11 protein-coding genes are annotated in these 11,927 nt (G+C 66.0%); 7 read left to right on the plus strand and 4 right to left on the minus strand.

Features of this window, described 5'->3' with window-relative positions:
• Nucleotides 1-26 precede the first annotated feature (26 nt).
• A complete protein-coding gene (locus AB3X89_RS23140; protein ID WP_368585341.1) occupies nucleotides 27-974 on the minus strand; it encodes a phosphoribosyltransferase family protein in 948 nt (315 codons plus the stop codon).
• A gap of 268 nt (nucleotides 975-1,242) precedes the next feature.
• Between AB3X89_RS23140 and AB3X89_RS23145 the strand changes: the two genes are divergently transcribed.
• Both AB3X89_RS23145 and AB3X89_RS23150 read left to right on the plus strand, forming a co-directional pair.
• Nucleotides 1,243-1,812, plus strand: coding sequence for a molybdopterin-dependent oxidoreductase (locus tag AB3X89_RS23145; RefSeq protein ID WP_368585342.1), 570 nt, complete (start codon nucleotides 1,243-1,245; stop codon nucleotides 1,810-1,812).
• Nucleotides 1,782-3,629, plus strand: a complete 1,848-nt coding sequence (locus AB3X89_RS23150; protein ID WP_368585343.1) for a hybrid sensor histidine kinase/response regulator — start codon at nucleotides 1,782-1,784, stop codon at nucleotides 3,627-3,629. Before AB3X89_RS23145 ends, AB3X89_RS23150 begins: the two co-directional genes overlap by 31 nt.
• Nucleotides 3,630-3,655: 26 nt before the next feature.
• Here AB3X89_RS23150 and AB3X89_RS23155 read toward each other — a convergent pair whose 3' ends face one another.
• The 3 genes from AB3X89_RS23155 to AB3X89_RS23165 all read right to left on the minus strand — a co-directional run bounded on the left by AB3X89_RS23155 (nucleotide 3,656) and on the right by AB3X89_RS23165 (nucleotide 6,419).
• Nucleotides 3,656-4,510: a helix-turn-helix domain-containing protein gene (locus AB3X89_RS23155; RefSeq protein WP_152853852.1), complete on the minus strand. Its 855-nt coding sequence runs from the start codon at nucleotides 4,508-4,510 to the stop codon at nucleotides 3,656-3,658.
• A gap of 312 nt (nucleotides 4,511-4,822) precedes the next feature.
• Complete coding sequence (locus AB3X89_RS23160; RefSeq protein WP_368585344.1) at nucleotides 4,823-6,163, minus strand: type II toxin-antitoxin system HipA family toxin; 1,341 nt, start codon at nucleotides 6,161-6,163, stop codon at nucleotides 4,823-4,825.
• A 1-nt stretch (nucleotide 6,164) separates the two neighbouring features.
• Nucleotides 6,165-6,419 (minus strand): helix-turn-helix domain-containing protein, encoded by a 255-nt coding sequence (locus tag AB3X89_RS23165; protein ID WP_368585345.1) that lies wholly within the window; start codon nucleotides 6,417-6,419, stop codon nucleotides 6,165-6,167.
• 231 nt (nucleotides 6,420-6,650) lie between these two features.
• Between AB3X89_RS23165 and AB3X89_RS23170 the strand changes: the two genes are divergently transcribed.
• The 5 genes from AB3X89_RS23170 to zwf all read left to right on the plus strand — a co-directional run bounded on the left by AB3X89_RS23170 (nucleotide 6,651) and on the right by zwf (nucleotide 11,771).
• A complete protein-coding gene (locus tag AB3X89_RS23170) occupies nucleotides 6,651-7,991 on the plus strand; it encodes an NAD(P)/FAD-dependent oxidoreductase (protein WP_368585346.1) in 1,341 nt (446 codons plus the stop codon).
• A gap of 47 nt (nucleotides 7,992-8,038) precedes the next feature.
• On the plus strand, nucleotides 8,039-8,671 hold the full coding sequence (locus AB3X89_RS23175) for a C39 family peptidase (RefSeq protein ID WP_368585347.1): 633 nt from the start codon (nucleotides 8,039-8,041) through the stop codon (nucleotides 8,669-8,671).
• A gap of 89 nt (nucleotides 8,672-8,760) precedes the next feature.
• Nucleotides 8,761-9,039 (plus strand): hypothetical protein, encoded by a 279-nt coding sequence (locus AB3X89_RS23180; RefSeq protein ID WP_368585348.1) that lies wholly within the window; start codon nucleotides 8,761-8,763, stop codon nucleotides 9,037-9,039.
• A gap of 83 nt (nucleotides 9,040-9,122) precedes the next feature.
• On the plus strand, nucleotides 9,123-10,055 hold the full coding sequence (gene lhpI / locus AB3X89_RS23185; RefSeq protein ID WP_368585349.1) for a bifunctional Delta(1)-pyrroline-2-carboxylate/Delta(1)-piperideine-2-carboxylate reductase: 933 nt from the start codon (nucleotides 9,123-9,125) through the stop codon (nucleotides 10,053-10,055).
• A 234-nt stretch (nucleotides 10,056-10,289) separates the two neighbouring features.
• Complete coding sequence (zwf, locus tag AB3X89_RS23190; RefSeq protein WP_368585350.1) at nucleotides 10,290-11,771, plus strand: glucose-6-phosphate dehydrogenase; 1,482 nt, start codon at nucleotides 10,290-10,292, stop codon at nucleotides 11,769-11,771.
• The last annotated feature ends 156 nt before the right edge of the window (nucleotides 11,772-11,927 follow it).

An 11,927-nucleotide genomic window follows, 5' to 3' on the forward strand; every position in this document is an offset into this window, starting at 1 on the left:
GAACGCTGAGGTCAGATCAACTCAACTCAGCTCCACGCCCTTGCGCTCACCAGCATCCCCGTGCGCGTCAGCGCATCCCACCAGATCACGCGCAACAAAGGCGCCTGCTGCGCGATCAGCAGCGCCTGCACCGGATCGCTTTCGACGAAGTGCGTGACACCCGCGCGCAGCGCCGCGCTCGCCTTGTGCGCGGCCGCCCCGGACGGGCTGTCGTCGTGCAGGCCGGTCGCGCGCATCACCAGTTGCATGTGAGCGAAGCCGTGTCGCGCGAGCCACGCTTCGGTGCGCGCGCGATCCATCTCCGGTCGACCCGTGATGATCGTGCGCACGTGCTGCAGGTCGATGCCCGGCAGCACCTCGAACGGCAGCAGCGCGTCGCGCTCGGCGAGCGCGCCGGCGAGGTCTTCGTCGTAGCGCGCGAGCGGTACGTCGGGCAGCAGGATGCCGTCGAGGTCGATCGCGTACGCCGCGTATTCGTGGTCGTTGGCCATCGCCGGCGCTGCGCCGGCTTCGACGCGCGCCCAGTCGTCGCGATAGCGCTCGGTGTACGCCTGGCGCTCCCATGGAAAGAGGGCGAAGTAGCCGCGCGCGTCGATCGCGTAGTCGGGCTGCACGCGGCTCAGTTCATCGACCGCGGCGGTCAGCGTTTTGACTTCGAGCCCGTGCGACTGCAGGAACGCGATGCAATCGGCGAGCGTAAAACCGCGTCCGGCGATGTCCTCGCACAGCAGCACTTTCGAGCCGGCGGGCGGGATCGGCAGCGTCGAATCCCATGCGACCGCGCGCGTCTGGCGGTCGTAGCGCAGGAACGCGACCGACGCGCCGACCGCGTGCGACACCATCAGCGCGAGCGGCGCGCCGCCGCGCAGAATGCCGAGCGCCATCGTGAAACGCTCGGCGAGCAACGCGGGTTGCAGCGATTCGATCCAGTGATCGAGCTGTTCGTACGTCAGAGGCAAGACCGGCTTGTTCATGACTATCGAGGCGCCGTTGGCGCGATGGAAGGCATTGGTCCGCGGGGAGGCGTGCGTTGCTCGCTGACGCACTGGCGCGACATCGCGGGTCCCCGTTTTTGAGTCAGCGCATTTTGGCGATATTATGCATGCGGGTCAAAGGTCGCGTGTCGGGGTGGCACGCGTTTGGCTGCTGGGTATCGCGCAACACTTCGCGTGGCATAAGATCGGCTGACCGTGGCGCCGCCCATGGTCCGGCGAATCAACTAGAACGGATAAAAAAAAGCAAATGGCCAACCTGATTGCAACGCTGCGCGATGCAGCCGGCGGAACTGGTGTGCGCTGGTGGATGCGCTGGCTGACGGGGCTCGCGGGACTGATCGTCGGGCTTACTGTCTATGGCGCGCATGCGCAGCCGGGCGTGCGGCAGTCGCCGGCGCTGGCGCTCGACGTCGAGGGCAAGATCGCCAACACCAACGACGCCGCGCATCGCAGCTATCACTTCGACGAGGCTCAACTGCTCGCGCTGCCCGTGCATACGATCACGACTTCGACCACCTGGACACCGCGCTCGACGTTCGCCGGTCCCAGGCTCGCCGACATCCTGAAGGCCGTCGGCGCGCGCGGCACCGAAATCGAGCTTCACACCTACGACGATTACACCTACACCGTGCCGGTCGCGGACTGCGACCGCTACGGCGTGATCGTCGCGTACAGCATGAACGGCCAGCGCCTGAAACTCAGCGACTTCGGGCCGCTGTTTCTGATCTATCCGCGCGATGCTTTTCCGGATGAACTGACTGGCGCGGTCGGCGACTCGAAATTCGTATGGCAGATCAAGGCCCTCATCGTCAAATAGCGCGCCGTCCATGGCGGCGCGCAATGTACGTGCTGATCTGGCTGATGGCGCTCGCCGCGCCCGTCGGCGCGATCGGCTATCTGCTGTATGCGAACCTGTTGAACCCGCGCGCGACCGAGCAGTTGACCGGCACCTACGACGGTTTCTACTGGGACGCCGCACAACTGCAGATCGCCTATGCCCGCTTCGAGAATCAGCTGCTGCTGTATCAGTCCGGCGCCGACGACGACTATCAGCGGCTGCTGCTGCGCTTTCAGCTGCTGCAATCGAAGCTGCGCGTGATGGCCGGTTCGACGCAGCGGCTCTCCACGCAGCTCGCTCTGTTGCAACGGCAGATCGACGAAATCAAGACGCTCGAGGATATGCTCGACGACATCCAGCCCGAGATCGACGTACTGCCGCGCGACCGCACCCATGCCGCGCGGATCGGCGCGCAGCTGCGCCAGCACTGGAGCGAGGTCAACGATCTGGCGCTGTCGCGCCGTTTCGCCGATGTCGCCGACCGCGAGGCGATGAATCGCGATTTCATCGACAAGCGCCGCATCCTGTTCGCGGGCGGTCTGGTGCTGCTGTTGCTGTCGGCGGCGGCGACGCTGCTGCTCGTGCTCAACGGCCGGCGCCGCACGCGGCTCATGCGCCAGCAGCGCGCGGCGCTGGAAGCCGAGCATCAGGCGAGCCGCGCGGCGCGCGAGGCGAGCCTGGCGAAGGATGCGTTTCTCGGCATGATCAGCCATGAGCTGCGCACGCCGTTGCATGCGATCGTGTCGTCGGTGGAACTGCTCGGCTTCCACTATCACTCGGAGGCCGACCGCAAGGTGATCCAGCGGCTCGAAACCGCGGCGCGCCATCTCGAAGCGCAGATGAAGGACCTGACCGACTACGCGCGCCTCGGCGCCGGCAAGCTCGAACTGCGGCACCAGCATTTCGAGCCGCGCGAGCTGCTGGCGTCGATCGTCGATGAACACACGATGTCCGCCAAGGCGCGCGGCCTGAAGCTCGAAAGCGAGGCGAGCGGCGCGCGCGGGCTGGTCGAGTCGGACCCGCACCGCATCCGGCAGATCGTCAACAACCTCGTCACCAACGCGATCCGCTACACCGAGACCGGCACGGTGCGCATCGAGCTGCGCCAGCAGCCGGCGCTGCTGGTTTTCGTCGTCAGCGATACGGGACCGGGCGTGCCGTCCGAGCAAATCCCATTGATCTTCGAGGAGTTCACTCAGCTCGACGCGAAGCGCACGCGCCGTTTCGAAGGCGCCGGCATGGGGCTCACGATCGTGCAAGGGCTCGTCAAGCTGTTCGGCGGCACCGTGGATGTCGCGAGCACGGTCGGCGAGGGCACCCGCTTCACCGTGACGATTCCGGTCGTGCCGGTCGCCACCATCGAGCCGGCCGACGTCGCGGCGCAAGCCGAGCCGGACGGCGCGCAACCGTGCGTGCTGATCATCGACGATAACCGCCTGATCCGCGAGTCACTCAGCGAGATGGTCGCGCATATGGGCTACGACTCGCTCGCACTCGGCAATGCCAACGACGCGCTCGCGTGGCTCGATACACACCGCTGCGAAGTGGTGCTGCTCGATCTGCATATGCCGGAGCGCGACGGCTACACGTTTCTCGAGGACTTCGCGGCGCGCGGCGGACCGTCGGCGGGCGTGCCGGTGATCGTGGTCAGCGCGTACGCACCGGAGGTCGTGCGGGATGAGGAAGGTGGCGTAACGGGCGCGCCGTCGGTGTTCGAGGCGCTCTTAAAGCCGGTCCATTACGAGGATCTGAAGCACGCGCTGCAGCGCGCGCTGGCGGCGCGGCATCAGGCGTGAGGGCGCGAGGGGGGGCCGCGCGCGGTTCAGGGGCGGTTCAGCCGTTTCGACAGATCGGCGACGAGGATCGCCATGCGCGCGGGCTTCTCATAGCACGCGACGTCGTAATCGCGGATCACCTCGCTGATCTCCGATTCGCTGGCCTTGCCGGTCAGCAGCTCGCCGGTCAGCACGAAGATCGGCGCGTCCGGGTTCTCCGACGCGCGCACCGCGCGAATCGCGGCCGCCGAGGTCTGCGAGCCGAACAGCCAGTCGATGATCACGCCGTCGAACACCTGCGTTTGCAACTGCTCGCTGAAGGCGGCGAGCCCATAGATCGCGACCGCCGTGAAGCCGCTGCGCTCCAGATAGTCGCGCAGGTTATCGGCGCTCGCGCAATCGTCGTCGACGACCGCGATCGCAGGCTTGTCGGTTTCGGCGCGGCGCGGGTAGATCTCGATCTTGTGGACTTCATAGGCGCTCTGATACAGCGCGCCATCATGACGCGAGACACGCCATTGACCGAGCCGCGAATAGGCGACGAACTCCGGACGGCTGCCCGGTTCCAGCGCGGCGCCGACCCACGCGGTACAGGCGATTTCGGTCGCGCCGATGCAGAACACCGCCTCCTGGGCGATCGCGCCGACCACGCCCGGATCGAGCGACTGCGCGCCGAACAGCTGCGCCGCCGGTTCGTCGAATACCTCGGCGACTTTCTTGATCTGCGACAGCGTCCATGGGCTATTGCCGCGCAGTTTGCGGTGCCCCTGAGAAAAACTCAGATCGAGGATGCGGCATAGCTCCGTGGTTTGCTGGCGCTTGCCGATTCCATGCCGGCTCATCAACTCGCGCACGCGCTCGGCAACCGCGATGGAGTCCGGTGAGTGTGTTTCGTTGGCCATACGGCGTGAAAATCCGCGAGTTAAAAGGTACAAGTGGTACGCGGTCGACAGGCGCAAACCGACCTTGCGCATGCAATGCGCATGAATCGGCCACGCGGGGACAGCAAATGTACCGTAAAAAAATTCACTGTTTATGATTTTGTCAGACCGTCGCCGAGGCCGCTAATGCAAGCGACGCAGCCGTCGCGCGGGTGACTTTTGATGCATTGAGCATTAAAAAGCATTCTACCGGTGAAACGATGACGAAACCGTAGGGAATCCACGAATGAGTTGTGCGCAAGCCAACGGTTCCGGCTTCCGGCCGCGAAGCGTTCAGCTTGCCGGCATCGTGTCGAGCCGGGCCGCCGAGTTTTGAAGTCCTTTAAAAATCCGCTCGGCGACCTTGCCCGGAAAGCGCTCGGGCAATTCCGCCGACACCCGCTCGATCACGCCGGGCGTCTGTTCGATCAGACGCTGGATCAGCGGTTCGGCGTTGGCGCCGTACGAACACTTCAACGCCATCGCGTTGAAATGACGCCGCTGCACATCGCGAAACGCATCGTGCTTGCTGCGCGACCACAGACCCATCGCGAGCCGTGCCTTGTACCACGACCACTGGTTCGGGCCATTGCCTTCGACCGGCCAGATCGACATTACGTCGTAAAGCGGCGTCAGACGGTACTGGCCGCCCGCGAGCAGACGGATGCTGAAGTTCTTCGCGTGGCCGTCCGGCGCGGCCAGCATCCAGAACAGGATCTGGCTCGCGAGCAGGGTCTCGAGGTCCTGCCGCGCGTCGACCGACTGCTGCAGAATCCGCGCGAGGTCGAGCACGCCGGGGCCGCCCTCGTTCTCGTACTTGCGATGCGACGGCACGCCGTACACCTGGCAGAAGTCTTCCTGCGGCAAACGCAATAGCCAGGTGCCGCTCGAATGCATCTGCCGGTCGAAGCGTTCGACGGCGAGCACGCGCTGCCGGCCAAAGCTGAGGACCTCGGTGTTCGCGACCGGCAGGCCGAACGCGCGCAGAATCCGCATGCACAGCCACTCGTTTTCGACCGACGTGCTCAGATCGGCGAGCCGGTTGCCGACCAGCCCCAACGGCAGCTTGAAGATATGCGTGGTCGGCGTCGCGCCGTGGGGCCGCTGCCATTGGCCGTCGTGCCACAGCAGCGCGGTTTTCTCCTGCGCGCCGGCGAGCGAGATGCGGAAGTCGTCGGGTTCGTCGGGCGCGCCGAGCGTCGGTTTGCCCACCGTTTGCGCGAGCAGCGCCTCGATGTCGTCGTCGGAAAGCGGCGTGCCTTCGATGCGCTGAACCCCGGCCGGCGCGTCGTCTTCGCCGAGCAGCTGGACCGCGCCGACGCAGTCGCGGCCGATGGCCCGCAGCAGGTCGAACGCGTCGAGCGTTTCGGTCCGGTAGCGCTGCGCGATGCGTTTGCGGATAGCGTCGCTGTCGGGCAGCAGGTTGTCGAAGTAGTTCAGCACCCGCGGCCCTTTGTGCGTCATGTTGCCGGGTGTGAACGGCAGCGACAGCGACAGCGGACGACCCGCGGGCGACGCGATCCAGGCGGCGTCGTAGGCGAACTCCATCGGGCCGCGCGCGGGCAGGCGCCAGACGCCGACGCGCTCGCCGTTGGCCCACACCGACAATGCCTTCGAGGCGGTTTGCCGGGCCATCTCACCACTCGACGTTCGGTGCCGGCTCGGCGCCCGGCTGATTTTTGTCCCGCAACTGCAGTTGCAGGCCGTAGACGCCGCACAGCGCGAGCAGCTGGGTGAGCGTGAGCCCGCTCGCATCGGTTTCGAGCGCGGAAATGCGGCTTTGGCTCACGCCGACGCGCGCGGCCGCCTCGGTCTGCGTGAAGCCGGCTTGGTGGCGGCTGGCCGCTAGCAGCTGCGCGAGCTGGTCCGACGTGGTGATCAGATGGAGCATGGCGGATTATCTGCGAGACGAATAAACGCAATTTATGCGTTACACGAATATTTGTCAAATATTTGCGTGACAGATAATCGACCAATATCCGTTTGACGGATAACTGGGGATTCCGCCAGGAGCCGGCGTGCCGTCCCGGCTGCGACCTGCAGCGGTGCCGAACTCAAGAGGCATTGCGGACAATGGCCGCCACTGCGAAGATGACGCCCACGTCTCCAACCCGCCCAACCAATGACCACGACTTACCCGCTGCACTCGACCTTCACGCCCGCCGACCAACCGTTTCCCAGCCGCGCCGACGTCGTGATCGCCGGTGCCGGCATCATGGGCTGCGCGGCCGCTTATTACCTGGCGCGGCGCGGCCTGTCGGCGGTGGTGCTCGACAAGTCGCGGATCGCCGGGCAGCAGTCGTCGCGCGCATGGGGCTTCGTGCGTCAGCAGGGTCGCGAGGCCGCCGAGGTGCCGCTGATGATGGCGAGCATTCCATTGTGGAAAGAACTCGAGCGTGAGCTGAATTTCGATCTCGAATGGCGCCAAGGCGGCTGCCTGTACGTCGCGACCAATGACGAAGACTGGACTTCGTTCCAGCAATGGCTCGAGGTCGCGCGTCAGTATGACCTCGACACCCGCACGCTCGACCGCGGGCAGATCGACGCCGTCGTCAGCGGCATGCAGGGCCCCGCGCTTGGCGGCCTGTACACGCCGAGCGACGGCCAGGCCGAACCGCGCCGTGCCGCCGCGGCGTTCGCGGCCCGCGCGGCCGAAGCCGGCGCGCTGTTTTTCGAGGGCTGCGGCGTGTTGGGCGTCGAACGCGCGGGCGGTGCGATCGCCGGCGTGGTCACCGAGCGCGGCACGATTCGTACCTCGCGTCTGATCTGCGCGGCCGGCGCGAGCAGCTGGCGGCTCCTCAGGACGCTCGGTCTCGAACTGCCGCAGCAGGCGGTGCGCGGTACCTGCATGCGCACCAATCCGCTGCCCCCGATCACGGCGTCGACGTTCTGGGGCCACGGCCTCGGCATCCGGCAGCGCGCGAACGGCGCGATCAACCTCGCCGACGACATGCAGGTCGACGTCGACATGACGCTCGGCCATTTCCGCGCGCTCAAATGGTTTCTGCCCGAGCTGTGGACCCAGCGCGAGAAGTTCAGCTTCCATCTGAACGGCGCCTGTCTGCGCGATCTGCGCGAGCGCCTGCCGGGCGGCGTGCCCGACGCCGAACGTGGGATTTATCCGCGCGACCCGCATCCGCAGCCGAATCCGAGCCACGCGCCGCGCGCGCTGAAAAAGCTGCGCGCGCTGTTTCCGGCGTTGCGCGACGCCCAGGTGGTCGAGGCGTGGGCCGGGCTGATCGACGTGTTGCCCGATGGCATTCCGGTCATCGATGCGCCGCCGCAGGTCCCAGGCCTGACGATCGCGACCGGCTTCTGCGGACATGGGTTCGCGATGGGGCCGATCGTCGGCAAGCTGCTCGCTGAACTCAACGATGGCGGCAACGCGTCGCTCGATCTGTCGGCGTTCCGATTGCAGCGTTTCTTCGACGGCACGATGAAGCGGCCGCGCAGCATGTTGTAACCGGGCGCAACGCGACCCAACCCAACTCAACCCGACCGATGCCACCGATGACCGAACCCGTTCTGCGCCACGCCGATGTCCCGTACTACACGCAATGGGGCAGCCCCGAGTGGGTGCGCGACATCGTCGAACGGCAGCGCGATCCGTGCGAAGACCCGCACTGGCAGCGCAGCGGTTTCGCCGACCCCGAGCGCTATCGTTTCTGGGCGCAACGCCTGTGCGGGCTGACGTGCCTCGAATCGGCGCTCGACTACTGGGGCATCGATCACGCGCCGCGCGCCGCATTGCTCGACGACGCGCTGCGGCACGGCGTGTATCGGCTGCGCGACGATGGCGGCGTCGACGGTCTCATCTACCGGCCGTTCGCCGACTGGGCGGGCCCGGCCTTCGGCCTCGACATCGACGTGCTGCCGCAGGCGTCGCTCGAGGAGATCGCGGCGCGGCTCGACGCCGATACGCTCGCGATCGTGTCGGTGAGCCCCGAGATCCGCTATCCAGAGCGGCCGAACCGGCAGCGGGGCGGTCATCTGATCCTGCTGCACGGGCGGGATCGCGACGGCGTCTGGTTCCATAACCCGTCGGGCGTCGCGCCGCACCAGTCCGACGTGTACCTGCCGTTCACGACGATGTCGCGTTTCTATGCAGGGCGTGGGATGACGCTCGGCCGCAGCACGAGCTAGCTGGCGCGCCGGGCATGACGCGGCGTTCGCGATTCAGGTCTGTTTCCTGCTAACGCAGCATCTTCGACGTGCGACCGATCGGATCTTCCATGAATCGAGCTTTCCGTCTGCTTGCTGCCGGCCTCGTCGTGCTCGACGCTGCCGGCGCCGCGCATGCCGCGACCCGCGAAGAACAGGCCCATGCGTGCCGTCACGATGCGTTCCATTTTTGCGCTTCGGAGATTCCGCACCGGGCGAAGATCATCGCCTGCATGAAGCGGCACCTCGACGAACTGAGCCCCGCGTGTCGGGCGATGTTCGGCAACGGCAACGGCAAGAACGGCGATCAGAACCGCGACCAGAACCGCGACGGTAACGGCGGCAAGTAGACGCCCACACGACTAGTCAATTTTTCTGCGCTCGGTTACGGTGACGCCATGCCCACTTGATCCAGCATTGGACCGTCCCGCCCATGACCCGCCCGACCACGCAGATCTTCGACGCCGCCGCCACCGCGCGGCTGATGCCTTTTGCAGCGCTTGTCGACGCATTACGGCGCGCAAGCATCGACTACGCGCAACGACGCATCGTGAGCCCCGAGCGGCTCGTCGTGCCGCTGAATGCCGGCGGCATCATGCTGTCGATGCCCGCCACCGCGCCCGATCTGGCGATCCACAAGCTCGTCAACGTGTGCGCGAGCAACGGCGCGCGCGATCTGCCGACGATCCACGGCCAGGTCATGGCCTTCGATGCCGATACCGGCGAGACGCTGTTCGTCCTCGACGGTCCGACCGTGACGGGCCGCCGGACCGCGGCGATGTCGATGCTCGGCATCGCGACGTTCGCCGCGCGCACGCCGCGCGAATTCATGCTGATAGGCACCGGCACGCAGGCGCTCAATCATCTGCAAGCGATCGGCGAACTGTTTCCGGACGCGCTCGTGTGGGTCAAGGGCAGCGCGCCCGCCCGCGCCGAGGCGTTCTGCGCGGCGCAGCGCGGCAAGGTGCGTGAGTTGCGGCCGCTCGCGGAAGCCGGCGCGACGATTCCGGCTTCGGTCGAGGTCGTGATCGCGTTGACCACCAGCAAACAGCCGGTCTACGACGAGACGGCGCGCGCGGAGCGGCTCGTGATCGGCGTCGGCGCTTTCACGCCGCAGATGGTCGAGATCGGCGCGACGACGATCGCGGGCAGCGCGCTGTACGTCGACGACGAGGCCGGCGCCAAGCACGAGGCCGGCGATTTCATCCAGGCCGGCGTCGACTGGGCGCGGGTGGGCGCGATCGCCGCGGTGCTCGGTGAGACGCAGCCGGTGCCGGCGGGACCGGTGGTGTTCAAGAGCGTCGGCTGCGCGGCGTGGGATCTGGCCGCGTGCCGGGTCGCGCGAGAGGCGCTGGCGCGCGGCTGATCGTTAGCGGTCCACCCGCCAAAATCACGCAAAATATCCCGAAAAAACAACCATGTGGCGCGCAAGCTTGGCAACTTGCGCTAACCTGCGGCAGATGTTGCCGTGCAAACTATCTCAAAACGTTGCACCATAGATGTTTGCCGGAAAAAGCGCCATACCGGACGTGAGCTTTAGCCCGTCCGCCCGCCGCCGATTCCTGATCGACGCCTTCCCCCTAGACGCTGCGACCGTGCCATGACGACCCAACAAGCTCCTGCCACACCCGACCTGCCGCTCGACATGATCATCTTCGGCGGCACCGGCGACCTGTCGTTCCGCAAGCTGCTGCCCGCGCTGTATATGGCGCATCTGCACTGCAATCTGCCGCCGGACACCCGCATTCTGACCATCGGGCGCAAGCCCTGGTCGCGCGAGGAATACATCAGCGAATTCATGGAGCAGAAGGCCAAGCCCTTCATCGACAAGAAGGCGTTCGATGCATCCGCGTGGGACAAATTTCTCGCGATTTTCGAATACGTGCGGATGGACGTCGATTCGCGCGAGGACTACCTGCGCCTGAAGGAAGCGTCGCGCGACGGCGTGAACCGTGTGTTCTATCTGGCGACGTCGCCGGATCTGTTCACCAATATCTGCGACAACCTGTCGGCGGCCGGGCTCGTTGACAGCCATTCGCGCGTGGTGCTCGAAAAGCCGCTCGGCCACGATCTCGCGTCCGCGCAGGAAATCAACAACGCGGTCGGCAAGCATTTCGAAGAATCGCAGATCTACCGGATCGACCACTACCTCGGCAAGGAAACCGTGCAGAACCTGATGGTGCTGCGCTTCGGCAATCCGATATTCGGGCCGCTGTGGCAGGCGCCGTACATCAAGAGCGTGCAGATCACGGTGGCCGAAACGGTCGGCGTGGGCACTCGCGCGGGGTTCTACGACAAGACCGGCGCGCTGCGCGACATGGTGCAGAACCACCTGCTGCAACTGCTGTGCATCGTCGCGATGGAGCCGCCGGTGTCGCTCGATCCCGACGCGGTGCGCGACGAAAAGCTGAAGGTGCTGCGCTCGCTGCGGCCGATGACGCCCGAGGACATCGCGCGCGACACGGTGCGCGGCCAGTACACGGCGGGCGCGGTCGATGGCGAGGCGGTCAAGGGCTACCTCGAGGAAGAAAACGTGCCGCCGGGCAGCCGCGCCGAAACCTTCGTCGCATTGCGCGCGCGGATCAACAACTGGCGCTGGGCCAACGTGCCGTTCTTCCTGCGCACCGGCAAGCGGATGCAGAAGAAGCTGTCGGAGATCGTCATCGAATTCTCCGAGCTGCCGTTCTCGATCATTCCGAGCAATGGACGCACCTACGGCAATCGTCTGGTGATCCAGTTGCAGCCCGAAGAGTCGATCCAGCTGCAGGTGCTCGCGAAAGAACCCGGCAGCGGCATGCACATGGTGCCGGTGAACCTGAACCTGGACCTGCAGCAGGCGTTCACCGAGCGTCGCGCGGAAGCCTATGAGCGGCTGCTGATCGACGTGATCCGCGGACGGCTCACGCACTTCATGCGCCGCGACGAACTCGAAGCGGCATGGGCGTGGGCCGAGCCGATTCTCGACGGCTGGGCGAAGTCGGGCGAGCGGCCGCGCTCGTATTCGGCGGGCACGTTCGGACCGGCGGCATCGACCTCGCTGATGACGCGGGAGAACGCCGTGTGGGCCGAGGAATCGCAGTAACAGGCTTTTGACAGCACGCTATACGAGGCGGCTCGCGACGTTGCAGTGGCGTCGCGAGCCGCTTTTGCTTGCGCTGTCGCTGGCGCTGGCGCGTTGATTGTTCGTCATTCATAGGGCTTGCGCCTATGATGATTTCCTTGTCCGCGTCACTCAGCG

This window comes from Paraburkholderia sp. BR14320 (assembly GCF_040948665.1).
GTDB classification, from domain to species: domain Bacteria; phylum Pseudomonadota; class Gammaproteobacteria; order Burkholderiales; family Burkholderiaceae; genus Paraburkholderia; species Paraburkholderia youngii.